The organism is Cyanobium sp. CH-040, from assembly GCF_024346135.1.
Lineage (GTDB): Bacteria > Cyanobacteriota > Cyanobacteriia > PCC-6307 > Cyanobiaceae > NIES-981.
On sequence record NZ_JAGQCJ010000009.1, the window covers coordinates 108,449 to 131,659 of the forward strand.

Annotated in this window: 25 protein-coding genes; 19 read left to right on the forward strand and 6 right to left on the reverse strand. The window is 68.4% G+C overall.

From position 1 onward, the window contains the following. The first annotated feature begins 23 nt into the window (after positions 1-23). From KBY90_RS09890 to KBY90_RS09915, 6 genes are read left to right on the forward strand one after another with little or no spacing between them, the layout of a single operon-like run. Positions 24-1,898: an NAD(P)H-quinone oxidoreductase subunit F gene (locus tag KBY90_RS09890; RefSeq protein ID WP_254968428.1), complete on the forward strand. Its 1,875-nt coding sequence runs from the start codon at positions 24-26 to the stop codon at positions 1,896-1,898. Then, entirely contained in the window at positions 1,895-3,442 is a 1,548-nt protein-coding gene (locus tag KBY90_RS09895) for an NADH-quinone oxidoreductase subunit M (RefSeq protein WP_254968429.1), read from the forward strand. The genes KBY90_RS09890 and KBY90_RS09895 overlap by 4 nt, the downstream gene beginning before the upstream one ends. Then, entirely contained in the window at positions 3,442-4,602 is a 1,161-nt protein-coding gene (locus tag KBY90_RS09900; protein WP_254968430.1) for a CO2 hydration protein, read from the forward strand. Before KBY90_RS09895 ends, KBY90_RS09900 begins: the two co-directional genes overlap by 1 nt. Before the next feature lie 9 nt (positions 4,603-4,611). Then, positions 4,612-4,884, forward strand: a complete 273-nt coding sequence (locus KBY90_RS09905; RefSeq protein ID WP_254968431.1) for a 4a-hydroxytetrahydrobiopterin dehydratase — start codon at positions 4,612-4,614, stop codon at positions 4,882-4,884. Positions 4,885-4,914: 30 nt separating this feature from the next. Then, on the forward strand, positions 4,915-5,877 hold the full coding sequence (gene cbbX / locus KBY90_RS09910; RefSeq protein WP_261353210.1) for a CbbX protein: 963 nt from the start codon (positions 4,915-4,917) through the stop codon (positions 5,875-5,877). A gap of 28 nt (positions 5,878-5,905) precedes the next feature. Then, positions 5,906-6,409 carry a hypothetical protein gene (locus KBY90_RS09915; protein WP_254968432.1) on the forward strand — a complete coding sequence of 168 codons (504 nt, stop codon included), beginning with the start codon at positions 5,906-5,908 and terminating at the stop codon, positions 6,407-6,409. Between the two features lie 3 nt (positions 6,410-6,412). Here the strand turns inward: KBY90_RS09915 and dnaA are convergent, their stop codons facing one another. Then, positions 6,413-7,825 (reverse strand): chromosomal replication initiator protein DnaA, encoded by a 1,413-nt coding sequence (dnaA, locus tag KBY90_RS09920; protein WP_254968433.1) that lies wholly within the window; start codon positions 7,823-7,825, stop codon positions 6,413-6,415. Between the two features lie 102 nt (positions 7,826-7,927). Here dnaA and KBY90_RS09925 point away from each other — a divergent pair, with 102 nt between their 5' ends. From KBY90_RS09925 to KBY90_RS09935, 3 genes are read left to right on the forward strand one after another with little or no spacing between them, the layout of a single operon-like run. Continuing rightward, the gene (locus KBY90_RS09925; protein ID WP_254968434.1) at positions 7,928-9,076 is read left to right on the forward strand and encodes a trypsin-like peptidase domain-containing protein; all 1,149 of its coding nucleotides are present in this window, start codon (positions 7,928-7,930) and stop codon (positions 9,074-9,076) included. Continuing rightward, positions 9,073-9,684, forward strand: a complete 612-nt coding sequence (locus KBY90_RS09930; RefSeq protein WP_254968435.1) for a TIGR04282 family arsenosugar biosynthesis glycosyltransferase — start codon at positions 9,073-9,075, stop codon at positions 9,682-9,684. Before KBY90_RS09925 ends, KBY90_RS09930 begins: the two co-directional genes overlap by 4 nt. A 6-nt stretch (positions 9,685-9,690) precedes the next feature. Beyond that, positions 9,691-10,464: a TIGR04283 family arsenosugar biosynthesis glycosyltransferase gene (locus tag KBY90_RS09935; RefSeq protein WP_254968436.1), complete on the forward strand. Its 774-nt coding sequence runs from the start codon at positions 9,691-9,693 to the stop codon at positions 10,462-10,464. Here KBY90_RS09935 and KBY90_RS09940 read toward each other — a convergent pair. Next, positions 10,398-10,886 carry a GNAT family N-acetyltransferase gene (locus tag KBY90_RS09940; RefSeq protein ID WP_254968437.1) on the reverse strand — a complete coding sequence of 163 codons (489 nt, stop codon included), beginning with the start codon at positions 10,884-10,886 and terminating at the stop codon, positions 10,398-10,400. The two genes, KBY90_RS09935 and KBY90_RS09940, sit on opposite strands and share 67 nt — an antisense overlap. 33 nt (positions 10,887-10,919) lie before the next feature. Here KBY90_RS09940 and KBY90_RS09945 point away from each other — a divergent pair, with 33 nt between their 5' ends. Further along, complete coding sequence (locus KBY90_RS09945) at positions 10,920-11,675, forward strand: alpha/beta fold hydrolase (protein ID WP_254968438.1); 756 nt, start codon at positions 10,920-10,922, stop codon at positions 11,673-11,675. 17 nt (positions 11,676-11,692) lie between these two features. Here the strand turns inward: KBY90_RS09945 and KBY90_RS09950 are convergent, their stop codons facing one another. Together KBY90_RS09950 and hisG are read right to left on the reverse strand one after the other, a co-directional pair. Next, positions 11,693-13,492, reverse strand: coding sequence for an ABC transporter ATP-binding protein (locus tag KBY90_RS09950; RefSeq protein WP_254968439.1), 1,800 nt, complete (start codon positions 13,490-13,492; stop codon positions 11,693-11,695). After that, positions 13,492-14,178, reverse strand: coding sequence for an ATP phosphoribosyltransferase (hisG, locus tag KBY90_RS09955; protein ID WP_254968440.1), 687 nt, complete (start codon positions 14,176-14,178; stop codon positions 13,492-13,494). The genes KBY90_RS09950 and hisG overlap by 1 nt, the downstream gene beginning before the upstream one ends. 69 nt (positions 14,179-14,247) lie before the next feature. Here hisG and gloB point away from each other — a divergent pair, with 69 nt between their 5' ends. The 7 genes from gloB (at position 14,248) to KBY90_RS09990 (ending at position 18,418) form a co-directional block, all read left to right on the forward strand. Further along, the gene (gloB, locus tag KBY90_RS09960; protein ID WP_254968441.1) at positions 14,248-15,033 is read left to right on the forward strand and encodes a hydroxyacylglutathione hydrolase; all 786 of its coding nucleotides are present in this window, start codon (positions 14,248-14,250) and stop codon (positions 15,031-15,033) included. A gap of 24 nt (positions 15,034-15,057) precedes the next feature. Next, positions 15,058-15,657, forward strand: a complete 600-nt coding sequence (locus KBY90_RS09965; protein WP_254968442.1) for a hypothetical protein — start codon at positions 15,058-15,060, stop codon at positions 15,655-15,657. Then, positions 15,654-15,803 carry a hypothetical protein gene (locus KBY90_RS09970; protein WP_254968443.1) on the forward strand — a complete coding sequence of 50 codons (150 nt, stop codon included), beginning with the start codon at positions 15,654-15,656 and terminating at the stop codon, positions 15,801-15,803. Before KBY90_RS09965 ends, KBY90_RS09970 begins: the two co-directional genes overlap by 4 nt. A gap of 91 nt (positions 15,804-15,894) precedes the next feature. Further along, on the forward strand, positions 15,895-16,248 hold the full coding sequence (locus KBY90_RS09975) for an STAS domain-containing protein (RefSeq protein ID WP_254968444.1): 354 nt from the start codon (positions 15,895-15,897) through the stop codon (positions 16,246-16,248). Then, positions 16,245-16,673 (forward strand): ATP-binding protein, encoded by a 429-nt coding sequence (locus KBY90_RS09980; protein ID WP_254968445.1) that lies wholly within the window; start codon positions 16,245-16,247, stop codon positions 16,671-16,673. The genes KBY90_RS09975 and KBY90_RS09980 overlap by 4 nt, the downstream gene beginning before the upstream one ends. Before the next feature lie 17 nt (positions 16,674-16,690). Further along, on the forward strand, positions 16,691-17,887 hold the full coding sequence (locus KBY90_RS09985; RefSeq protein ID WP_254968446.1) for a PP2C family protein-serine/threonine phosphatase: 1,197 nt from the start codon (positions 16,691-16,693) through the stop codon (positions 17,885-17,887). Between the two features lie 69 nt (positions 17,888-17,956). Further along, positions 17,957-18,418: a RidA family protein gene (locus tag KBY90_RS09990; RefSeq protein WP_396122561.1), complete on the forward strand. Its 462-nt coding sequence runs from the start codon at positions 17,957-17,959 to the stop codon at positions 18,416-18,418. A 38-nt stretch (positions 18,419-18,456) separates the two neighbouring features. On the opposite strand, the gene KBY90_RS09995 is transcribed toward KBY90_RS09990, so the two are convergent. Then, a complete protein-coding gene (locus KBY90_RS09995; protein ID WP_254968447.1) occupies positions 18,457-18,909 on the reverse strand; it encodes a glycine zipper 2TM domain-containing protein in 453 nt (150 codons plus the stop codon). An 824-nt stretch (positions 18,910-19,733) separates the two neighbouring features. Between KBY90_RS09995 and KBY90_RS10000 the strand changes: the two genes are divergently transcribed. Together KBY90_RS10000 and KBY90_RS10005 are read left to right on the forward strand one after the other, a co-directional pair. Next, positions 19,734-20,213 carry a hypothetical protein gene (locus tag KBY90_RS10000; RefSeq protein WP_254968448.1) on the forward strand — a complete coding sequence of 160 codons (480 nt, stop codon included), beginning with the start codon at positions 19,734-19,736 and terminating at the stop codon, positions 20,211-20,213. Then, the gene (locus tag KBY90_RS10005; RefSeq protein ID WP_254968449.1) at positions 20,210-20,638 is read left to right on the forward strand and encodes a hypothetical protein; all 429 of its coding nucleotides are present in this window, start codon (positions 20,210-20,212) and stop codon (positions 20,636-20,638) included. Before KBY90_RS10000 ends, KBY90_RS10005 begins: the two co-directional genes overlap by 4 nt. 860 nt (positions 20,639-21,498) lie before the next feature. On the opposite strand, the gene KBY90_RS10010 is transcribed toward KBY90_RS10005, so the two are convergent. Then, the gene (locus KBY90_RS10010) at positions 21,499-22,986 is read right to left on the reverse strand and encodes a UvrB domain 3-containing protein (RefSeq protein WP_254968450.1); all 1,488 of its coding nucleotides are present in this window, start codon (positions 22,984-22,986) and stop codon (positions 21,499-21,501) included. Positions 22,987-23,211 lie beyond the last annotated feature (225 nt).

The window sequence follows — 23,211 nt, forward strand, 5'->3', positions numbered from 1 at the left end:
CCGCACCCCTTCCGCCGCTGCCCTTGCCCGCCTCCCTGCCCCTGTCGCTGCAGCTGGCCTGGCTGATTCCGCTGTACGGCTTCAGCGGCCTGGCCCTGGCCCTCCCCTGGATGGCAGGTCTCTTTCCCCGCAACGGCCAGAGGCCGGCGGCCTACATCAACATCCTCGTCACCCTGCTGGCCGTGCTGCACGGCAGCCTGGCCCTGCGTGACGTGGGGCTCACCGGCCCACACCACATCTCCCTGCCGTGGTTCACGGTGGCCGATCTCAACCTGCGCATCGGCCTCGATCTCTCCCCGTACACCCTGGCCGCCCTGGCCCTGGTGACGTTCATGAGCCTGGTGGCGCAGGTGTTCGCCCTGGGCTACCTCGACAAGGAATGGTCGCTGGCCCGCTTCTTCGGGCTGATCGGCTTCTTCGAAGGAGCGCTGTCCGGGCTGGTGCTGAGCAGCAACCTGTTCCTCAGCTATTTCCTGCTGGAGATGCTCACCCTGTCCACCTACCTGCTGGTGGGCTTCTGGTACGCCCAGCCGCTGGTGGTCACCGCCGCCCGTGACGCCTTCCTCACCAAGCGGGTCGGCGACGTGCTGCTGCTGATGAGCGTGGTGGCGCTTGCGGCCTGGTCGGGATCGATGGAATTCACCGACCTCTACAGCTGGGCGGCAGAAGCGAAGCTCAGCGGCAGCATCGGCCCCCTGGCGGGAACCCTGCTGGGTCTGGGCCTGATCGCCGGGCCGATGGGCAAGTGCGCCCAGTTCCCCATGCACCTCTGGCTGGACGAGGCGATGGAGGGTCCCAACCCGGCCTCGATCCTGCGCAACTCGGTGGTGGTGACAGCCGGTGCCCTGGTGCTGATGAAGCTGATGCCGCTGCTGCAGCTGTCGCTGATCGCCAACGACGTGCTGCTGGTGGTGGGCACGATCAGCGCCCTGGCCGGCGCCCTGGTGGCGATGGCCCAGGTGGATCTCAAGCGGGCCTTCTCCTACTCCACCACCTCCTACCTCGGGCTGGTGTTCGTGGCCATCGCCCTGCAGCAACCCGGCATCGCCCTCCTGCTGCTGCTCTGCCATGGGCTGGCCAAGGCACTGCTGTTCATGAGTGTGGGCTGCGTGATCGCCACCACCAACTGCCAGGACCTCACCGAGCTGGGCGGGATCGGCCGGCGCATGCCCGCCACCATGGCCGCCTACCTGGCGGCGGCGGCGGGGTTGGTGGGCCTGCTGCCCATCGGCTGCTACTGGTGCTACGGGCAGGCGGTGGAAGCCATGAGTCATTCGGCGCGGCCCTTCGCCGCCGTGTTCCTGCTCACCAACCTGCTCACGGCCGTGAATCTCACCCGGGTGTTCCGGTCGGTGTTCCTGGGGACGCCCATGCCCAAGACCCGCCGCACGCCGGAGGTGAACTGGCTGATGGCCCTGCCGATGGTGAGCCTCACGGTGGTCGTGCTGCTCACACCGCTGCTGATGCAGCGCATCGATCCGGTGCCCGGCATCGCCTCCTTCTCCCTGCCGGTGGGCCTGGCCGTGACGGCCAGCGGCCTGGCGGGAGCACTGCTGGGGGGACTGATCCCCCTCGACCGGTTCCGCTCCCGTTCGATCGTCGATCCCCTGCGCGGGATGCAGGATCTGCTCGCCCACGACTTCTACACCGAGCGGATCTACCGCGCCACCGTGGTGGCCCTGGTGGCGGCGGCGGCACGCCTCACCAACTGGGTGGATCAACGGCTGGTGAACGGCCTGGTGAACGGCCTCGGCCGGCTGTCGCTGCAGAGTGCCGAGAACCTGCGGCTGAGCGTCAGCGGCCAGTTGCAGTCCTACGTGTTCACCGTGGTGCTGGCGATCGTGGTGCTGCTCTCCTGCATCAGCTGGTGGACGGGGACGCTGGAGGTGCTGCCATGAACCTGGCCGATCTGCCCCTGCTCTCGCTGCTGCTGGCGATCCCCTTTGCCGGCGCCCTCGCCCTGATGCTCCAGCCGGTCACGGCCGCCCCGGCGCAGCTGCGCCGGGGGGCGATCGCCGTGCTGGCGGCACAGATCCTCGCCAGCCTGCTGCTGCTGGGGCCCTTCGATCCCGCCAACCCGGCCCTGCAGCTGCGCGAAGCCCACAGCTGGCTGCCGGGCATCGGCCTCGACTACCGCCTGGGCGTCGACGGCCTGTCGCTGCCCCTGGTGCTGATCAACGGCGCCCTGACGCTGGTGGCGGTGGTGTGCACCCGCGAATTCAGCCGCCGGCCGCGCCTCTACTTCGCCCTGCTGCTGCTGATCAGCGGTGCGGTGAACGGCGCCTTCCTGGCCGACAACCTGCTGCTGTTCTTCCTCTTCTACGAACTCGAGCTGATTCCCCTCTGGCTGCTGATCTCGATCTGGGGTGGTGCCGGGCGCGCCTACGCCGCCACCAAGTTTCTGATCTTCACGGCCATCTCCGGCATGCTCATCCTGGGCGCCTTCCTGGGGCTGGCCCTGCTCACCGGCAGTGTGGACTTCAGCCTCACGCCGGTGACCAGCGAGCGGCTGGCGATGGGCAGCCAGCTGGTGCTGCTGGCGGCACTGCTGGTGGGCTTCGGCATCAAGATGCCGCTGGTGCCGTTCCACACCTGGCTGCCCGATGCCCACACCCAGGCCTCCACGCCCGTGTCGGTGCTGCTGGCAGGGGTGCTGCTGAAGCTGGGCACCTACGGCCTGCTGCGCTTCGGCATGGGACTGTTCCCCGAGGCCTGGTCGCGGCTGGCACCCGCCCTGGCTCTCTGGGCCGCCGTCTCGGTGGTGTTCGGCTCGCTGGCCGCCATCGCCCAGCGCGACATGAAGCGGATGGTGGCCTACAGCTCGGTGGGGCACATGGGCTACGTGCTGCTGGCCGCCGCCGCGGCCACTCCGGTGGCGCTGCTCGGGGCTGAGTTCCAGATGGTGAGCCACGGCCTGATCTCGGCGCTGCTGTTCCTGCTGGTGGGCATCGTGTACCGCAAGACGGGCACCCGCGATCTGGAGGTGCTGCGGGGTCTGCTCAATCCCGAGCGGGGCCTGCCGCTCACCGGCAGCCTGATGATCCTGGCGGTGATGGCCAGCGCCGGGCTGCCGGGCATGGCCGGGTTCATCTCGGAGTTTCTCGTCTTCCGGGGCAGCATCGTCGCCTTCCCGGTGGCCACCCTGCTGTGCATGGTGGGCTCCGGCCTCACGGCGGTGTATTTCCTGCTGCTGGTGAACCGGGCCTTCTTCGGCCGCCTGGCGATCACCCCGGTGGAGGATCCGCTGCGGCACGCCCGGCTCGACATCCAGCTGCCGGCAGTGGCACCGCGCGAAACGTTACCGGCAGTGGGGCTCTCCCTGGGGGTGGTGGGGCTGGGTCTGATGCCTGCCGGCCTGGGGCATCTGAGCGAAGCGACCAGCACGGCCATGGCGGAGCTGCCCGTGCTGGTGGCCAGCCTGATCCGAGGAGGAGTGAGCTGATGCCCGTCATTTCCGCCGATCTCACCATCAACGGCGGCATGCCGCCGGCCGAACAGCTGGTGCAGCGGCTGCTGAGCGGCCACACCCTGCTGGCCGACAGCCCCGACCATCTGCTGGAAGTGGTGGGGGTGCTGGAGAGCTACGGGGAGGTGCTGGATGCCTACAGCATCAACCTCATCTATCAGGCGGAACATCAGTTCCTCAATCCTTTCCCGATTTTCAAGTATTTCAACGGGCACATCACACCAGAAAAGATCTGGGCCTATCTCAACCACGACCGCATCAACTTCGAGTATGCCGAATACTGCATGAAGGCGATGCTCTGGCATGGCACCGGTGGCCTGCACACCTACCTCGATTCCGAGGCCTTCGCCGCCAGCTGCGCCGCAATCATCGCCCGTCAACGTCGCCGGGCCCCTCTGCTGGCGCTGCTCCACCCGCTGGCGCCCAGCTTCCTGCCGGAGCTGATCCGCAGCGCCGCCACCACCCACGCCCTGGGCCAGTTCTGGCGGGTGATGAGCGATCTGTTCCTGGACCTGGCCGCTGCCGAGCGCGAGGGGCGCGTGCGCTCGATTCCGGGGGTGGTGGACTTCATCAGGGATGGCCTGGTGGCCGCCGCGGCCATTCCGATCACCTATGCCGTAACGATCGGCGGCGAGCGGCTCTGGGTGCTGCCCCCCGAGGCCGGCCTCACCTTCCTGGTGGATGTGGCCGTGCCCTACGTGGAGGCGGTGTTCCTGCGGGGAACGCCGTTCTTCGGCACCGTGAGCTTCAACGCCCAGGCCCGCCAGATCTCCACCGACCAGGGCCGCTTCGCCTACGGCGCCCTCTACGCCGACCCCCTGCCCACCATGGGATCCGGCATTCCCCCCAGCCTGCTGATGCAGGACATGTACCGCCATCTGCCCGCCCCCCTGCACCAGTGGTATCGCCAGCGCGCCCGGGGCGAGGGAGACATCCGGGTGAAGATCTGCCAGAGCTTCCAGAAGGCGATGTTCTGCGTCACCAACGCCGCCATCAACGGCACGATGCCCCACCCGCTCGCCAGCGGCGAGCCGCAGCACCGCCAGGCCAACCGGGCCCATGCCGAGGCCTGGGCGGCGCGGCTGGCCATCGCCCGCACCGACTGCCTGGGAGATGCCGCACCAGTGCTGGCCTAGGGTCGAGCCATGGAGCAGCCCTGGACCCCCCGCCCCAAGCCGGAGCAGGCCGAGTGGCTGGAGCGGCGCATCGAGTTCGCTGAGTACGCGCAGACGCGCCACTTCCTGGAGCGGCTCAACGATCTCTGCGAGGCCGAGCAGCGCTTCCCCGACATCAGCTTCGGGCGCACCTACGTGAACCTCACCCTGCGGGCCGAGGCCGACGGCGGCGTCGTGGGGCCGTCCGAACACGACTTCGCCACCGCCATCGACAGGCTCCTGGCCCCCGACCCCAGCACCTGACCCGACCCCTCCAGCCCGCCTCCCCGCGCGATGAGCCACCCCGACCCGGACGCCGTCCCGACCCAGGAGCAGGGCCACGAAGCTGACGGCGCCGCCGCGGTGGATCTGCGGGCGGCCTACGAGGGGGCCGGGGTGCAGGCGGTGCTCGATCAGCTGGACCGGGAGCTGGTGGGGCTGAAGCCGGTGAAGGCCCGGATCCGCGAGATCGCCGCGCTGCTGGTGGTGAACCGGGCCCGGCAGCAGGTGGGGCTGGAGACGGCCCCCCCCAGCCTGCACATGTCGTTCACGGGCCGGCCCGGCACGGGCAAGACCACCGTGGCCGAACGCATGAGCCGGATCCTGCACGGGCTGGGCTATGTGCGCAAGGGCCATGTGGTCACCGCCACCCGCGACGACCTGGTCGGTCAGTACATCGGCCACACGGCGCCCAAGACCCGGGAGATGCTCAAGAAGGCCATGGGCGGTGTGCTCTTCATCGACGAGGCCTACTACCTCTACCGCCCCGAGAATGAACGGGATTACGGCGCCGAGGCGATCGAGATCCTGCTGCAGGTGATGGAGAACAACCGGGACGACCTGGTGGTGATCTTCGCCGGCTACAAGGAGCGCATGGATGTGTTCTACCAGAGCAATCCCGGGCTCTCCTCACGGGTGGCCAACCACATCGACTTTCCCGACTACAGCGCCGAGGAGCTGCTGGCGATCGCCCAGCTGATCCTGGCCGAGGAGAACTACCGCTTCAGCGAGGAAGCGCGCGCCGCCTTCGCCGACTACATCCAGCGGCGCATGCAGCTGCCCTTCTTCGCCAATGCCCGCTCCATCCGCAACGCCATCGACCGGGCACGGATGCGCCAGGCCAACCGCCTGTTCAGCGGCATGGGCACGGCGGTGACGAAGCTGGATCTGATGACGATCGAAGCGGAGGACATCACTGCCAGCCGGGTGTTTCAAGGGGAAGTGGAGGGCCTGGATCCGGCCAGGCCGCTGATCTAGCCTGCCGGCAGTCCGTCCGACCGCATCCATGGCCCAGCACCCCATTTCCGGACGACATCTTGCCGCGCTCGTGCTGGCCTGCGGTCTGCCCTGGGCAGGCGCCAGCGGCGCCCGGGCCGAAACCTGCACCTTCCTGCAGCCCGTCGGCGGGGATGGCAGCACCAACATCGTCTCCAAGCGTGTTGAACGGCCCCGGGTGATGCCTCTGGGCATGCTGATCGGCCAGACCAACTGGAACACCGATTTCATCGTTGACAAGCCCTACAGCAGCTACAAATTCTTCTTCACCGCCAACTCTTCCGATCCCAACGCCACCTATCCGGTGGAGGGATTCATGAAATTCAGCGATGAGTCGAGCCTGAAGGTCATCGACGAGGAGATGAGCCCCCCGATCGGCACCGGCAGGATGTTCGGTCCCTTCCCCGCCGTGCCTGGCAAGCAGGCCAGCCAGATGAACTTCAAGGTGGGCGCCAGCAAGAACCCCGAAGCCACGGGCTTCAGCTACCGCATCTCGGTGCAGGGCTGCAACTGAGCCCTAGCGGCGTTTGCGGGAATCGATCTGCAGCAGGTCGCGCACCTGCTGCACCTGCCGGGCCAGCAGCGGATCACTGTTGAGCTTCTTCTCGATCTGCTCCACCGCATACATCACGGTGGAGTGATCCTTGCCGCCGAACACCTCGCCGATGCGGGGCAGGGAGAGGTCGGTGCTCTGGCGCATCAGATACATCCCCACCTGACGCGCCTGGCTCACCGCCCGCTTGCGGCTGGCGCTGCGCATCTCCTCGGCCCCCACGCCGAACACCTCCGACACCTTCTCCATCACCTGGTCGGGTTTCACCTCCACCTCCACACCCACCGGATCGAGCATCGGCGCCACCGACTCCACGGTCATCGGCAGGCCGGTGATCGAGGCGAAGGCCACCGCCCGGGTGAGCGCCCCCTCCAGCTCGCGGATGTTGGAGGTGAAGCGGCCGGCGATGAACTGGATCAGCTCCCGCGGCAGGCGCATCTGTTCCTGCTCGGCCTTCTTGTGCAGGATCGCCATGCGCGTCTCCAGATCCGGCGCCTGGATGTCGGCGATCAGGCCCATCGAGAAGCGCGAGATCAGCCGCTCCTGCAGGCGGGGGATCTGGCTGGGGGGGCGGTCGGAGGCGATCACGATCTGCCGGCCGGCTTCGTGCAGGGCGTTGAAGGTGTGGAAGAACTCCTCCTGGGTGTACTCCTTGCCCTCGATGAACTGGATGTCGTCCACCAGGATCAGATCGGCGGCGCGGTAGCGGTCGCGGAAGCTCTGCATGGCGTCCTTGCGGATCGCCTGGATCAGATCGTTGGTGAAGGTTTCCGTGGACACGTAGAAGACCCGTGCCTGGGGATCGATCTCCAGCCGGTAGTGGCCGATGGCCTGCATCAGGTGGGTCTTGCCCAGACCCACCCCACCGCAGATGAACAGCGGGTTGAACTCACGCCCGGGGGCTTCCGCCACCGCCAGGGCTGCCGCGTGGGCCATGCGGCTGTTGGGCCCCACCACGAAGCGGTTGAACACGTAGCGGGGATTGAGACCCGTGCCCACCGGACGGCCGGCCGCCGCAGGGCCTGGAGCCGGGGGCGCGGTGCCGGACGGCTGCCCGCCGGAGCCCGTCGCGGGGGCGGTCGCCGCGGTGACCGTCGAGGCCTGGCCGCCAGGGATCAGGCCGTCGTCGCCGCTGGCCGCGGACACCTCCACCTGCACCGCTGAGCCGGCGATCTCACCCGCCACGGCCTCGATGGTGCCCAGGTAGTTCTTGCGCAGCCAGCCGCAGGCGAAGCTGTTGGGAGCCTCCAGCTGCAGCCTGTGGCCGTCGAAGCGCAGGCACCGGGCCGGCCGGATCCAGGTCTCGAAGGTGGGTTTGCTGAGGTTGGCCTGGAGGGTCTGCTGAACCTGGTGCCACAGCTGGTCGTCCTGCTGCACCGATCCAAAGCCCTCCGGGGGGCGAACTCTACGCAGAGGAGGCGCGGTGAAGCGTCTTTAATGAAGCGGAATCCACCATCCAGCCGAACCCCGGCGTTCTCCATGCCACGCCTCGTTTCCAGCCCCCGAAGCGCCGGCCTGGTCGGCCTGATCGCAGCGCTGGCGTTGCTGGGCGGCTGCGGCAACCGCACGATCCCCGGCCTGCCGCGCCTGCCGGGCGAGAACGGCAACGAGACGGTGCGCATCAGCGATGCGCCGCCAGCGCCGCCGATCCAGGCCAGCAGCAACGTGATCGTGGAGGCGGTGGAGAAGGTGGGGCCGGCGGTGGTGCGCATCGACACCACCAAGCGGGTGATCAACCCCTTGGGCGGCCTGTTCGGCCGCGGACCCACCATCCAGGAGCAGCAGGGTCAGGGGTCCGGCTTCATCACCCGCTCGGACGGCGTGGTGCTCACCAATGCCCACGTGGTGGAGGGGGCCAGCGACGTGACGGTGACCCTGCCCGATGGGCGCAGCTTCAGCGGCAAGGTGCTGGGCACCGACCCGCTCACGGACGTGGCCGTGGTGAAGGTGGTGGCCAGCAAGCTGCCGGTGGCGCCCCTGGGCGATTCCGGGCGGGTGCGGCCAGGGGAGTGGGCGATCGCCATCGGCAACCCCCTCGGGCTCGACAACACCGTGACCGCCGGGATCATCAGCGCCATCCAGCGCACCAACGCCGTGGGTGAGGGCCAGCGCGTGCCCTACATCCAGACGGACGCCGCCGTGAACCCCGGCAACAGCGGCGGGCCCCTGATCAACGACCGCGGCCAGGTGATCGGCGTCAACACCGCCATCCGGCAGGCGCCCGGGGCGGGGCTGAGCTTCGCCATCCCGATCAATGTGGCCCGCCAGATCGCCGCCCAGATCCTCGAGCGCGGCTACGCCAGCCATCCCTACATCGGCGTGCGGCTGCAGGCGATCACGCCCCAGCTGGCCAGGGAGATCAACGCCAGCACCGACGAATGCCGGCTGCCGGAGGTGAACGGCGTGGTGGTGGTGGACGTGATGCCCAACAGCCCCGCGGCCCGGGGCGGGCTGCGGCCCTGCGACCTGATCGAGCAGGTGGGCGGCGATGCGGTGCGCAACCCCTCGGAAGTGCAGCTGGCGGTGGACCGGGGAGAGGTGGGCCAGGACCTGGCGGTTGTGGTGCGGCGCGGCAACGAGAGCCGCACCATCACCCTGAAGCCCGCCGAGCTGCCGCGGCAGGGTTGAGCAGCGGCCGCACGCTGGTGGTGATGGCGCGCTGGCCCGCCCCGGGCCGCTGCAAGAGCCGCCTGGCCGCCGGCATCGGACGGCCCCGGGCGGCGGCGGTGCAGGGCCGCCTCTGCCGCCACACCTGCGCCGTGGCCCGCCAGGCGCGGCAACGCCTGGCCTTCGAACTGGTGCTGGCCGGCCAGGGGGTGGGCCCCAGGGCCCTGCGGCGCTGGGTCGCGCAGCTGGGCTGCGACCGGGGCGTGGAGCAGGGGCCAGGCAGCCTGGGGGTGCGCCTGCAGCGCCAGGTGCTGCGGGCACGACGGGGGGGAGCGGAGCAGGTGGTGCTGGTGGGCAGCGATCTGCCGGAGCTCGATGCCAGCGACCTGGTGCAGGCCTTCCGGACCCTGGAGACGCAGCCGCTGGTGCTCGGGCCTGCCGGCGACGGGGGCTACTGGCTGATCGGCCTGAACGGCTGCTGGCCGGCCCTGTTCTGCGGCATCCCCTGGGGCAGCTCCCTGGTGCTGGAGCACACCACGCAGGCGGCAGGCCGCCTGGGGCTGGAGCCCCGCTGGCTGAGCCGGCGCCACGACCTCGACCGGCCCGACGATCTGGCGGCCTGGCGCTGAACCGCGATGGCCCTGCTGAGCGTGGTGATCCCCGCCCGCAACGAGGCCGGCCGGCTGCCGGGGCTGCTGGCCCAGCTCGCGCAGCGCCCGCAGCTGGTGCAGGAGGTGCTGGTGGTGGATGGCGGCAGTGCGGACGCCACCTCCCGCGTAGCGCAGCTGGCCGGGGCCCGGCTGCTGCGCAGTCCGCCGGGGCGCGGCCGCCAGCTGGCCCTGGGGGCCGCCGAAGCGATGGCGCCCTGGCTGCTGCTCCTGCACGCCGACGTGAGCCTGCCCCGGGACTGGGCGGAGCGGGTGCAGGCGGCGATCGGGCGCGGCAGCCCAGCCCGGGGGCAGCACCGGGAGAGGGCCTGGTTCTTCGATCTGGGGATCCACGGCCACGATCCCGCCCTGCGGCTGGTGGAGCTGGGGGCGGCCCTGCGCAGCCGCTGGCGCCAGCTGCCCTACGGCGATCAGGGGCTGCTGCTCAGCCGCAGGCTCTACGACGCGGTGGGTGGCATCCGGCCGCTGCCGCTGATGGAGGATCTCGATCTGGTGCAGCGCCTGCGGCAGCGGGCACGGCTGGCGAGCCTGGGTGCGGCGGTGGAAGTCGACGGCCGCCGCTGGCGGCGGCTGGGGGTGTGGCGCACCACCCTGGCCAACGCACGCCTGCGGCGCGCCTGGCGCCGGGGCGCACCGGCCGAGGTGCTGGTGAACCGCTACTACCGATTCCGGGATCAGGGGGCGTACCAGAAGGCACAGCGGCGCTGCAGCGGTTCCAGTTCCCAGCCCAGCCCCTGGTAGAAGCCCACCACCCCGGGATCGGCGAACAGGCTCACCCGCTCCACCTCCAGCTCCCGCAGGTGATCGAGCACGAAGGCCATCAGGGCCCGGCCCATGCCGGCGCCCTGGTAATGGGGGTGCACGGCCACGTCCCACACCGTGGCCTCCACCACCCCGTCACCGGTGCAGCGGGCGAAGCCCACCAGCCGGGGCAGCCGCGGATCATGGCGCCACAACCCCACCCGCAGCAGGCTGTTCTCCAGGGCCTTGCGCACGCGCCGCAGGGGGCGGCGGCTCCAGCCCACGGCGTCGCAGAGCTGCTCGAGTTCGTAGAGATCGATCTCCCGCTCGCTGCTGAGCACCAGGCTGAGCCGGGGATTGGGAGTCGCGCAGAGGCGATGTCCACGGCCGTAGAGCTGGGTGAGCAGATCCACCGTGAGCACAGCACCGCAGACGGGATGGCACGATCCTGACCGATGGAGACGCCGGTCCGCGATACCCCGCCCACGCCGCCGCCGGTGCTGCTGGTGGGGCTGCACGGCTGGCTGCTGTCCGGGCGGCTGTGGCGGCCGCTGACCAGGGAGCTGCAGCCCCGCTGGCAGTTCTGGGCCCCCGACCTGCCGGGCTTCGGGGAGACCCCCCGGCCGCGGGGACTGCAGCCCAGCCTCGCCAGCTACGGCGCCTGGGTGGCCGAGCAGTGCCTGCAGCGCCACGACGGCCCGGTGGTGCTGATCGGCCACTCCCTCGGCGGCAGCATTGCCCTGCACGCGGCCCAGCGGCTGGAGGGACGGCTGGCGGGAGTGGTGCAGATCGCCGCCGGCGGGGGCGTGTACCAGCCCAGGCCCTTCGCCCGGGTGCGCCGCAGCGGTTGCCTGTTCCTGCGCTGGCGGCCCCGCTGGCTGCTGGGGCTTCCGGGCACCGATGGCCTGCGCAGCCCCCTGCTGGCCGACCTGCATGCGGCCCGGGGGCTGCTGGCCTGCAGCATGCGGCGCAGCGCCGTCAGCGCCCTGCCGCGGATCATCAGCGAGCTGCAGGTGCCCAGCCTGTGGGTGGCGGGCAGCCGCGACGGCGTCATGGCCCCGCGCTACGTGCGCCATCTGGCGGGCTACGCCAGGGACCACCAGGTGACCGTGCTGGAGGGGGCAGGCCATCTGCCGATGCTGCAGATGCCGGGCCGGCTGGCGGAGAGCCTCAGCCCCTGGCTGGAGCAGCTGCCGATGCCACCCGGCTGAATGCTGGCCGACCGGGTTCAGAGGGCCGCCAGGCCGCGCTCCTGCAGATCGGCCAGCTGGGCGTAGAGACCGCCGGCGGCCCGCAGCTGGCGATGGCTGCCTTCTTCGATCAGGCGGCCGCGGCGCAGCACCAGGATGCGGTCGGCGGCCTCCACGGTGGCCAGGCGGTGGGCGATGACGATGGCGGTGCGCTGCTGCAGCAGACGCTCCAGGTCGGCCTGGAGGGTGGCTTCGGTGGAGGGGTCCATGAAGGCGGTGGCCTCATCCATCACCAGCACCGAGGGATCGCGGATCGCCACCCGCGCCACCGCCAGCAGCTGGCGCTCCCCGGAGGAGAGGTTGGCGCCGCGCTCGCGCAGTTCGGTGTCGAGCCCCTCCGGCAGCCGCGCCAGCAGCGGGCCCAGCCCCAGGTCGCGGCAGAGGCGGCGCAGCTCATCCCCGGCGATGGGGGCGTCGAGGCGCAGGTTGTCGGCCACGCTGCCGCTGAACAGGAAGGTGTCCTGCAGCACCACCCCCAGGCGGCGGCGCAGGATCGCGATCGGCAGTTCGCGGATGTCGACGCCATCGAGCAGGATCCGGCCCCGCTGGGGCTCGTAGAGCCGGCAGAGCAGCCGGATCACGGTGGTCTTGCCGGAGCCGGTGGGCCCCACCAGGGCCACGTGCTCGCCGGGGGCGATGCGGAAGGAGAGGTCGCTGAGGATCGGCTCGTCCGGGCGGTAGGCGAAGGACACGTTCTCGAAGATCACCTCGCCGGCACTGCGGCGCTGCCCGCCGCTGCGCAGGGCCTGGGGCGAGCGCTGCGCCTCCGGCAGGTCGTCGATCTCGATCGGCTGCTCGAGCAGCTCGCCGATGCGCTCCACCGCCGTCAGGCCGCCCTGGATCTGGGTGAAGCGCTCGGCCAGCTGGCGCAGGGGATCGAACAGCCGCTGGGAGAACAGGATGAAGGTGGTGAGGGTGCCGAGGCCCAGCACACCGTTGCTCACCATGGTGCCGCCCAGGGCGAGCACCGCGGCCACCGCCACCAGGGCCACCCACTCGATGAAGGCGGAGATGGCGCTGTCGTAAAAGATCGTGCCGGTGACGGCACGGCGGTAGCGGTCGGTGGTGTCGGCGAAGCGGCGGCTGTTCACCGCCTCCCGGCGGAACATCTGCACCACCTCCAGCCCCTGCAGGTTCTCCTGCAGGTCGGCGTTGAGCTGGCTGAGCTCCTCCCGCACCCGGTAGTTGGCGCGGCGGTAGCGGCGCTGCAGCCAGAGCATGCCCAGCACCACCGGCACCTGCGCCGCCAGCAGCAGCAGGCCGAGCCGCCACTCGATCGAGAGCATGGTGATGGCGATCACCAGCAGGGTGACCAGATCAGCCAGCACGCCCACGGCGCCGCTGCCGAACACCTCGGCCAGGGCGTCCACGTCACTGGTGAGGCGGGTGAGCAGCTTGCCCACCGGCGTGCGGTCGTGGAACCGCAGCGACAGCGCCATGGCGTGGGCGAACAGGTCCTGGCGGATGCGGGCCGTGAGGCGCTGGCCCACCGCCTGCACGTTGTACACCTGCATGCCCTGCAGGCAGAGCCGCACCAGCACCGCCGCCAGCAGCGACAGCACCAGCAGGCGCAGGGCCGCAGGCACCGCCAGCCCCTGCAGCCAGGGCAGGGTGGGTTCGCCGCGCAGCACCGCGATCGCCTGTCCCACCAGCAGGGGCTGCACCGCCGCCGCAGCCGCCACCGGGATCAGCAGCAGCAGGGTGAGCAGCAGGCGCCGCCGGTCCCCGGCGACATAGGGCAGCAGGCGGCGCAGCCGCTGGAGATCCAGGGACGCCATCAGCTGGTGCTCAGCGCAGGCGCGGCCGCGGCGCGGGCGGGACTGCCGCCGCTGGCGGCCACCCGGTCGACGATGGCCTGCAGACTGCCGTCATCGAGCCGCAGGGCCAGGGGGTGGCCCACAAGCCGGGCGGTGGAGTGGAAGAGGTCCTCGATGGCGATCAGGCCGTTCTCCTCCAGGGTGCGCCCGGTGGCCACCAGGTCGACGATCGCCTCGCTCATGCCGGTGATCGGCCCCAGCTCCACCGAGCCGGCCAGGTGGATCAGCTCCACCGGCAGGTCGAGGGCGGCGAAGTAGGCCTCGGCGCAGCGGGTGAACTTGCTGGCGATGCGGCAGTGGGCGGGCAGGTCGGCCGCGCGGCGGTAGGGACTGCTGGCCTTCACCGCCACGCTCATGCGGCAGCCCCCGAAGCCCAGATCCACGAGCTGCGCCACCGGCAGCTGGTGTTCGCGCAGCACGTCGTAGCCCACCACGCCGAGCTGGGCCTGGCCGTAGGCCACGTACACCGGCACATCGGCATTGCGCACCAGCAGGGCCCGGGCCCGGCCGCAGACGCTGGGCACCATCAGCTGGCGGTTGCCGGGCTCGAGCACCGCCGCGAAGTCAAGGCCGGCGGCCGCGAAGCGCCGCACCGCATCCTTGAGCAGGGCCCCCTTGGCCAGGGCCACGGTGATCGGTGCGCTCATCACGGAACGTCGGCGGCGATCATGGAGCGGGGCCGCTGTGCGGACTGTAACGATGCGACCGCTGCGACGATGCGACCGCTGACCTTCGACGCCACCGCCGCGGCCGCTTCCGCCGGCACACCCCTCCAGGTGTGGCTGATTCCCGTGCTGCACGACAACTACGTGGTCGTGCTGCAGCGCGGGCGGCGGGCCGCGGTGGTGGATCCGGCCGTGGCCGGGCCGGTGCAGCAGGCCCTCGAGGAGCGGGGCCTGGAGCTGGAGGCGATCCTGCACACCCACCACCACAGCGACCACATCGGCGGAGCCCCTGGGCTGCTGCGCCGCTGGCCGGGGGCGGCGGTGATCGCCGCTGCGGCCGACCGCGAGCGCATCCCCCTGCAGACCCGCGGCGTCGCCGGCGGCGATCGGCTGGAGCTGCTGGGCGAGCCGGTGGAGGTGATCGAGGTGCCCGGCCACACCCGGGCGCACATCGCCTACTGGCTGCCGGCCAGCGGCCATCTGTTCTGCGGCGACACCCTGTTCGCCGGCGGCTGCGGCCGGCTGTTCGAGGGCACACCGGAGCAGATGCACGCCTCGCTGCAGCGCCTGGCCGCGCTGCCGGAGACCACACGGGTGTGGTGCGCCCACGAATACACCGAGGCCAACCTGCGCTGGGCCGCGGCCGAGCGGCCCGGCGACCGCGAGATCCGCGATCGCCTGGCGGCGGTGGTGGAGCGGCGGCGGCGGGGCCTGCCCACGATCCCCAGCACCATCGCCAGCGAGCGGGCCACCAACCTGTTTCTCAGAACACAGAACGGCGCTGAGCTGGCCCGACTGCGCCGCAGCAAGGATGACTGGCGCTCCCCTGCCACCTAGGTTCGGGGCGCTTCGAACCGTGGCATGCGTCCCAACCCTCTTCGCGGTTGGCCGTCCCTGGAGAAGCGACTGCCGGCCACGGTGGCTGCGGGAGTGACGGTCGGCAGCCTCTCCGCCCTCACCCAGATCTCCTTCGGGGCGCTCCTGTTCTCCGGCTCCCTCGCCGGCGCCCTGGCGGAAGGGGTCGGGAACACCCTGCTGGGCGGGGTGGTGATCGGCGCCGTGCAGGCGCGAGAAACCCGCAGGCTGCTGCAACGCTCCGGAATCCTGCAGGGCGATCGCAAGAGCCGCGACTGGTTCAGCGACCTGGACCTCGGCCTGGAGTTCTGCGAGAACGAGCTGCTCTCCCTGCACGCCACGGAAGACAGCCCGGAGCCGGCGGCCCTGGTGGAGCCCGGCGACCTCAGCGGCGAGGCGGAGCGCGGCGCCCTCGCCCGCCTGCTGGAGCAGTTCGAACCGGTGAGCTTCCCGGCCGGCAGCACGGTCATCGAGCAGGGCGCCGCGAATCCCCGCAGGCCGCTCCGCTGCGGCTGCGCACGATGGATCCCGGCACCTGCGTGGGGGAGATCGGCTTCTATCTGGGCACGCCCACCAGCGCTTCGGGGATCTGCGAGGAGGTGGTGAGGGCGCTGCGGCTCTCCCAGCGGCGGCTGGCGGCCCTGGAGCAGGAGGAGCCGCGGGCGGCGCTGCTGCTGCACCGCCTGGTGGCCCGCAAGCTGGCCCAGCGACTGCTCACCACCAACCAGCTGGCCACGGCGCTGGCCGGCTGATGTGTCCTGGGCGACAGGGACCTGCCGGCAACGGATCGCGCCCTTGCATCGCGGCTACGGTTCGGGCCAGTGTCCAGCCGCACCGGCTCCGATGAGCACCACTTCCATCGAGCACGAGGATCTGGCCGAGGACCTGCGGCGCATCCGCCTCGCCGGTCGCCTGGACATGGTGGGCGTCGGCGAGATCGAGATGCGCTTCACATCGCTGGCGGCAAGCAAGCCGATGAAGGTGCTGGTGGATCTCACCGGTGTGTCCTTCCTCGCGTCGGTGGGCCTGCGCTGCATCATCCACAGCGCCAAGGCGCTCGAGCAGAAGGGCGGAAAGCTGGTGCTGCTGCTGGGGGACAACACCGTGGTGCGCGGCACCCTCGACACCGTGGGGGTTTCCGAGATCATCCCGGTGTGCCACGACGAGGCCGCCGCCATGGACGCCCTGGCCGGGTGAGCTCCCTGGAGATCCGGGCCGAACCGCTGGAGATCCGGCGCGCCTCAGCCTGGCTGCAGGAGCGGGGAGAGCGCCTGGCCGTGCCGGCCGAGCAGATCGACCGGCTCGAGGTGTGCCTCAACGAGGTGCTGGCCAACCTGCTGGAGCACGGCGGCACCCCCGTGGCCCGCCAGCACATCCGGCTGCGGCTGGACGCCATCACCGCCGACGCCGGCGCCGGCGTGCGGCTCGTGATCAGCGATGCCGGCGTTCCCTTCGACCCTGTCGTGGCCAGCGACAAGCCCCTGCCGGCCAGCCTGGGTGAAGCCAGTCCGGGTGGGCTCGGCCTGCGCCTGGTGCGCGCCTACACCGATGGCATGGCCTACCGGGTGCTGGAGGACCGCAATGAACTAAGTATCGAGATGCACTGGTCACCGCGATCCTGAGCAGCGATCCCGCCCCGTTGGCCCCTTCCCCATCACCCCGGCGGGGCTACCGCTGGATTCCCCTGTTCAGCGGTGTGGAGGAGGATCTGCTCGCCCGCCGGCTCGAGCGCTGCGAGGTGCGGCGCCTCGGCGCCGGCACCGACCTGCTGCGCCCGGGCGAACCCAACGACACGATCTACGTGCTGCTCTCCGGGGAGCTGATGGTCTACCTCAGCCCCGAAGCGCGTTCGGATCAGCGCATTCCCGTGGCGGTCGGGGAGTGCATCGGCGAGTTCTCCGCCATCGATCAGCAGCCGGTGTCGGCCCTGGTGCGCTGCGAGCGTGAGGCGGGGGTGCTCTGCCTGCAGGGGCCGTACTTCTGGAGGCATCTGGTTCCCCTCCCCGGGGTGGCCCGCAACCTGATGCGGGGGCTCACCCAGCGGGCGCGCACCGCCAACCGGCTGACGCTGGAGGCCCTGCGCGAGCGGCTGGAGCTGGAGCATCTGCGCAGGGAACTGGATCTGGCGCGGCAGATCCAGTCCGGGATGCTGCCCCTGGCCGAACCGCTGTTTCCGGAGCGGGAGGATCTGGAGGTGTGCGGCCTGGTGGAACCCGCCGCCAGCGTGGGCGGCGACCTGTTCGACGCCTTCTTCGTGGCTGATGGGCGCCTGTTCGTGTGCATCGGCGACGTGTCGGGCCATGGCGTCAGCGCCGCCCTGCTGATGGCGCGCACGATCGGCCTGCTGCGCAGCCTGGCCATGAACGCAGGCGACCCCGCGGCGCTGCTGCAGAACCTCAACGCCAGCCTCTGCGACGGCAACGAGACCAGCCTGTTCGTGACCCTCTTCTGCGGCTTTCTGGATCCGGCCACGGGGCGTCTCGTGTACTCCAATGCCGGCCACTGCCCGCCGCTGCTGGTCACGGGCGGGCAGGTGGCAGACCTGCCCCTGCCCCGCGGTCCGCTGGCGGGGGTCTTCCGCCAGGCCAGCTACGCCAACAGCGAAACGCAGCTGCAGCCGGGCGATCTGCTGTTCAGCTACACCGACGGCATCACCGAGGCGGAAAACGCCGCTGGCCAGCCGTTCGGTCTCGCAGGCTGCGAGCAGCTGCTGCGGGCGCATCACCACCGGCACCTGCCCGAGATTCTCGACGCGATTCGCAGCGACCTGCACCGCTTCAACAGTGGAGCCGACCTCGACGACGACTGCACGCTGCTGCTGCTGCGGCGCTGCTGAGTCGTGCCTGTGAGTCCTGCCGGCGCCGTCCTCCCCAGCCATAGGCTCTGCTCCCCACTGGAGCCAGCCATGCCGAGCCCGGAGCGCACCGACACCGTCACCACAACCACCGGGTCCGCAAACGCCGGGAGCGCGACTGCGCTGCAGCCCGAAGCCGTGAACACCAGCGGCGCCCCGGCCCCGGTGGGTCCCTACAACCAGGCCGTGAAGGCCGGGGGGATGGTGTTCTGCTCCGGGCAGATCGCCCTCGACCCCGAAACCGGGGCCATGGTGGGCGACGGCGATGTGGAGGCGGAGACCCGCCAGGTGCTCGACAACCTCGAGGCGGTGCTGGCGGCGGCGGGCGTCAGCCCGCGGGAGGTGGTGCGCACCACCGTGTTCCTGGCCGACCTGGCCGATTTCGCCCGGGTGAACGCGATCTACGCCGAGCGCTTCGGCACGGGGGTGGCCCCGGCCCGGGCCTGCGTGCAGGTGGCGGCCCTGCCCAAGGGGGCCCGGGTGGAGATCGACTGCATCGCCGTCGCCAGCTGAACCGGGCCGCACCTGGGCTGCGCTCACCAGGGCTGATCTCACCAGGGCAGGGGAGCCCTGCCCTGAACAGCGTTGCAGCCCATCTGGGACCCGAGCAGGGCGCCCAGGGGGGTGGCCCATACCCGGTCGTTGCCCTTGGCCAGCACGTAGCCGGCGCCGCCGCCCATCAGGCCGCCGACGAGCCGGCCCTGGTTGCAGCGGCGGGCCTGCTCCTCAACGCTGTTGAAGACGGGCTGGGCCGCGAACACCTGGCCGGCGGGATAGTCGTAGATCACCTGCGGCCGCGAGACGGGGAGCAGGGGACGCTGCACAGGGCCAGGCTGCCATTGCTGCACGGGCACGGGGCGGTAGCCGGGATGCCAGCCCCGTCCAAAGGCGCGGGCCTGGGCGGGGATGAGCAGGGGCAGCAGCAGACCCGCAGCGAGGGCCAGCCGGGCCGCGCGGCCGAGGCCACCGGGGGCGGCGGCGCGCAGGGTGCGAAGGAGGGTCATGGTTGGAGGTGTCGTGAGGACGTCCCTGAACGGGATGTCCCCAGACAAGCGAGCCCGGGCGACCAGGTCGTGACCTCCATGGCGCCAAAGTCTTACCGGATCTTTCAGCCCGTAAGCTGGCCACAACGGGGCGTGGCGCAGCTTGGTAGCGCGGGTGCTTTGGGAGCCTGGCATGAGACAAGCAAAAGGCCAGTCAGGACATGGAGTTCTGAACACTCAGATGGAAGCCTGAGAGCTGGCGAGAGCCAGGATGGCTCCAAACCCGTCGCGCCTGAGCAAAATCAATCGGCATCGGGCGGACGCGTCGCTGGGTCGAAGGGGGAGGGCATTGCCTGCCAGTTCTCAGATGCCTGCACCAGTAGCTGGAGCCCACCGGGGGCGGGGGGGGTTAAGTCCGACAGCCCTCCACACTTAGGGCACCTCTTCCAACGCACCTGAGCACGCCGACGCCCCCTGGGACAGGCTCGCGGTCGGCACGTGGTGCGGGAGCAAGCAGGGCATCAGAGACATTGCCCAGGCCGGGGTGAGAAGAACGCCACCCTGCAAGCCAAAGGGGGCGAGACCGGGCACTGCCCCCAGGGTCTCGCCTGATGGGCCCCTGCAGACATTTGCGCAACGAGCAGGCGACAGGGAGACGAGCTACAGAGCCTTATTGGGGTGTCTTCGTTGCCCGTATTAGTCATCTAGGCAACAGTGCGCAAGACATGGTAGCCTCAGAGGATCTGCAGGCCTACCCCCCCATGCCGAAACCACAGCCGCCAAAGAGCTCGCCCTCATCACCGCAAGCAGCTACTGACTCATCCGGCGAGCCGGACAGGTCAAACATGAACGCCGTGCTTGGGCTTCTTCAGAAAAGGTTCTACGAAAACCTGTTGTGTAATCCACTACAGGTAATGGATGGGCCTTACATTCTGGGAGGCGAAATATCCGATAAGGCGCGCAAAGACGCCGAACATTTTTTTGAGGCCTATACATCTACCCTCGCTGATCTCTCGTCATCTGTGGAGCCGCCTCCCCCGGAAAAGCTTCCGCGGGTACAGGTTTCACTATCTCATGGTCTCTACTACCTGTTGAAATTTTGGGCCACTGCTGAGAGGCGCAACCTTGCAGCACTCGCTGGCGAAGTATTAGACAGAGGGATTCGGGATATGTTGAGAGATGGCCTGATTCCAGTAGCTGCAGTAGAAAAGTACAACAACGTCTGCCGTATACAGCTTGAAACAGCCGAGGTTAGGGCATCGATGTTCGGAGATACAGATACCAACTCTCTTGATCCCTTCAATACTGACGAGGAACTTCAATGAACTACGAGCCATTCACTTCTGGACCTGACTGGCTTCAGCAAACGCTCCAAGCCATTGCCAAGCTGTTCACCAATCTCCTTAACGAAATTGCACGTATGCGCCGGCAGTTCGGCGCCAGCCACGAAGCCATTGAAGAGACCGTGCGCTCCGAGGGCATGGGCACCCGCGAGGCATTCACGATGGGTTGGTCGTCACTGCAAGATGATCAGCGCCTAATGGGTCGACGCGTGGACGGGGGACTTGCGGAGATCTTGGAAGTTGTAGGCATACTCCCCGAAATGAAGGAGCTTCTGCAGCAGCTCATGGACCGTATTGGCACCTTGGAGGCTGGTCAGATCTCAATGGCATCAGTCCTGGCCTATCACGCTCGACTCGACCCTCGTGACTACGAGCAGGACGAAGACGACCTTGCCGGACTAGACTAAGTCAGCCCCTCCAAAGACGCTCCAAGGGTGAGTGGCTTCGGGAGATCTGGTCGAGACACTGCCATCAGCGAGCACCAATCGCCTGCATTGCGACCCTGGCTTTGTTTGAACTCTCGGCCGCAAGCGCGGCGTCTATTCATTGATGGGGAGGGCATTGGGGGGCTGGCACTTCGCACTTCAGAGACGAACTGTAGCAATGGAAAGATAAGAAAGAATACCTTTTTGTACTACCCATGCAGTGCAGTCAGGGAGTGCTTTCACCGTCCTCTTGCTCAAGCCGATCAACACAGTCATCCATGTCAGCCGAATTAAACTTGTATCCCATCTGCTCACATTCAAGCTGTCGCAAGGCATTGTTTGCCCTCTCCAAGTTGCGACGTCCCTTCTCTCCGTCGGGATCAAAGCCAGGGTCGTACCTGTAGGCAGCCCAATAACCAGCAGCAGCCAAGAATCCAATCAAAAGCAAGACAGGGCCATATCCGGGGGGTCCAGACCGGGGACCAAACTTTCTCGGCTCCTCCATAACCCATGTTGCAAGACTTTCAAATTTACTATCAAACGAGACTCATGCCCTCCAATGTTCACAACTTTACATTCCTACCTGTTGGCGCCGGGGTCTCTATGCAGACCAGAAATTATGGTGACAACAGCTCCAATCCAATCTCGACCAGAAACCCGTATCGTCCCGTCTTCTTCTTAGTACTTCCCCTCTCGTAGTAGACGAACACAAAATGCTTGCTGGACATCAGCCAAGCTCCGGACTGTGGCAACCGGACGATTAACAACTGATCAGGCTTGGTTGGCAATTGATTTTTTCTAGTGGTGCCTCCGCACTATTCCAAACAGTAAATTGCACAGGCTCATCTGTCGGCTTGCTCGGAAGCTCGTTTTCTAAGTCCCTCCCACAAACCTGCATAGTTGAGCAGGATGTCTTTCAACCCAGCTTGAACCGCCGGCTGGTTTAGGGCCTGGGTGCTCATCGCAGCATGGGCGTCGAGGGCATTGATGATGGCGTTCGTCAGCTCGCTCTGCAGATCAGGAGAGTTCCCGAACTGTTCCTTTGTATTGTTCACTGCCTGCTGCTGCAGGAGTTCGGATTCGAGCAGCTTGCCCTTCAGGACACTGTTGACGTACACAAGCTTGTCGTCGTCAGTCAGTTCACCCTCGAACAGGTCGTTGACCTTGGCGATGATCTCATCGAGCAAGGCTTTCTGCTTCTCCTGAACCTGGCCAGTACCAGCACCGGTCATGGGTTGGAGCTTTTCGGCCTCACCTTCACCCAGCGGCAGGTTTCGCCGGCCCAGGTTCCTGAGGCTGTGGTGGGTCAGCACCACCTTCGAGAGGTCCACGGTTTCCCGTTCTCTGCCGAACTCAAGCAGGGGCAACAGACGCTTGTAGAAGATCGAACGCTTCTCCACGGCTGTGCTGCCGTAGTCGAAGATCTGGGAAAGGAAGGTGTAGAGCCTCAGAAAGGCCCCCATGTCGCTCTTGAACAAGGTGAGGGCGTTCAGCTCGTCGTCGGCTTCCTTGATGGCTGAGGCATCCCCCAGCTCCTTCCCGACCGAGAGGGCGTTCTGGGCTGCCTTGAACTTCTTGAGCAAGCGGTCGGCCACAGGTTCGAGGGCTTTGGCGAGCTCGCTCTGCTTTCCGTTGGGGTCCAGCTCCACCTTCACCACGCGCTCCACCTCGAAGTCGTCGTAGTAGCCGCCAGCGTCCAGCTTGGCCCGCAGGTCGAAGACCAAGTTGGGATCGGTGGTGCCTGCCAGCTCGGCCGTTTCGTAGAAGGTCTTGAAGGCTTCGAGGATCTCGTCAGGCTCGTTCACGAAATCCACCACGAAGGTGTCCTCCTTCCCGGGGTGGCACCGGTTCAGACGGGAGAGGGTCTGCACGGCCTGGATGCCGGCCAGGCGGCGATCCACGTACATGCCGCAGAGCAGCGGCTGATCGAAACCGGTCTGGAACTTGTTGGCCACCAGCAGGATCTGGTACTCGCCCGTGTTGAAGGCTTCGCGGATGTCGCGGCCCTTGAGGCCGGGGTTGAGGGCGGTGCTGGTCTCAGTGAAATCGTCTGGCCCACTCTCCTTGTCGTTCACCGAGCCCGAAAAGGCCACCAGGGTGCCGATGGAGTAGCCCTTCTCCTTGATGTACTTCTCGATGGCGAGCTGCCAGCGCACTGCCTCCAGACGGCTGGCTACAACCACCATTGCTTTGGCGGTGCCATCGAGGAGAGGGGCGATGAACTCCAGGAAGTGCTCGACGACAATCTGCACCTTCTGGGAAATGTTGTAGGGATGGAGCCTGACCCATCCCATGATCTTCTTGAGAGCGGCGGTCTTCTCGACCTGCACCTCGTCGTAGCTGGCGCCGTTGTGGGCCAGGCGGAAGGCCAGCTTGTAGTTGGTGTAGTTCCTCAGCACATCGAGGATGAAGCCCTCCTCGATCGCCTGTGGGGTTCCCCCGATTTCGTGGACACCGATCAGGGGTTCACAGGGGTGAGTGTACGGGCAGAAATGAACTGCTGCTCATAGTCGATCGGGCTGAGGTAACCGATCGTTGAATGGCGGCGCTCGCGG

Bases quoted from the DNA above. Each gene is read 5' to 3' on its own strand.
- KBY90_RS09895 (WP_254968429.1), top strand. From the start codon at position 1,895: ATGAACCTGGCCGATCTGCCCCTGCTCTCGCTGCTGCTGGCGATCCCC.
- KBY90_RS09900 (WP_254968430.1), top strand. From the start codon at position 3,442: ATGCCCGTCATTTCCGCCGATCTCACCATCAACGGCGGCATGCCGCCG.
- KBY90_RS09905 (WP_254968431.1), top strand. From the start codon at position 4,612: ATGGAGCAGCCCTGGACCCCCCGCCCCAAGCCGGAGCAGGCCGAGTGG.
- cbbX (WP_261353210.1), top strand. From the start codon at position 4,915: ATGAGCCACCCCGACCCGGACGCCGTCCCGACCCAGGAGCAGGGCCAC.
- KBY90_RS09915 (WP_254968432.1), top strand. From the start codon at position 5,906: ATGGCCCAGCACCCCATTTCCGGACGACATCTTGCCGCGCTCGTGCTG.
- KBY90_RS09925 (WP_254968434.1), top strand. From the start codon at position 7,928: ATGCCACGCCTCGTTTCCAGCCCCCGAAGCGCCGGCCTGGTCGGCCTG.
- KBY90_RS09935 (WP_254968436.1), top strand. From the start codon at position 9,691: ATGGCCCTGCTGAGCGTGGTGATCCCCGCCCGCAACGAGGCCGGCCGG.
- KBY90_RS09945 (WP_254968438.1), top strand. From the start codon at position 10,920: ATGGAGACGCCGGTCCGCGATACCCCGCCCACGCCGCCGCCGGTGCTG.
- KBY90_RS09950 (WP_254968439.1), bottom strand. From the start codon at position 13,492: ATGGCGTCCCTGGATCTCCAGCGGCTGCGCCGCCTGCTGCCCTATGTC.
- hisG (WP_254968440.1), bottom strand. From the start codon at position 14,178: ATGAGCGCACCGATCACCGTGGCCCTGGCCAAGGGGGCCCTGCTCAAG.
- gloB (WP_254968441.1), top strand. From the start codon at position 14,248: ATGCGACCGCTGACCTTCGACGCCACCGCCGCGGCCGCTTCCGCCGGC.
- KBY90_RS09965 (WP_254968442.1), top strand. From the start codon at position 15,058: ATGCGTCCCAACCCTCTTCGCGGTTGGCCGTCCCTGGAGAAGCGACTG.
- KBY90_RS09975 (WP_254968444.1), top strand. From the start codon at position 15,895: ATGAGCACCACTTCCATCGAGCACGAGGATCTGGCCGAGGACCTGCGG.
- KBY90_RS09990 (WP_396122561.1), top strand. From the start codon at position 17,957: ATGCCGAGCCCGGAGCGCACCGACACCGTCACCACAACCACCGGGTCC.
- KBY90_RS09995 (WP_254968447.1), bottom strand. From the start codon at position 18,909: ATGACCCTCCTTCGCACCCTGCGCGCCGCCGCCCCCGGTGGCCTCGGC.
- KBY90_RS10000 (WP_254968448.1), top strand. From the start codon at position 19,734: ATGAACGCCGTGCTTGGGCTTCTTCAGAAAAGGTTCTACGAAAACCTG.
- KBY90_RS10005 (WP_254968449.1), top strand. From the start codon at position 20,210: ATGAACTACGAGCCATTCACTTCTGGACCTGACTGGCTTCAGCAAACG.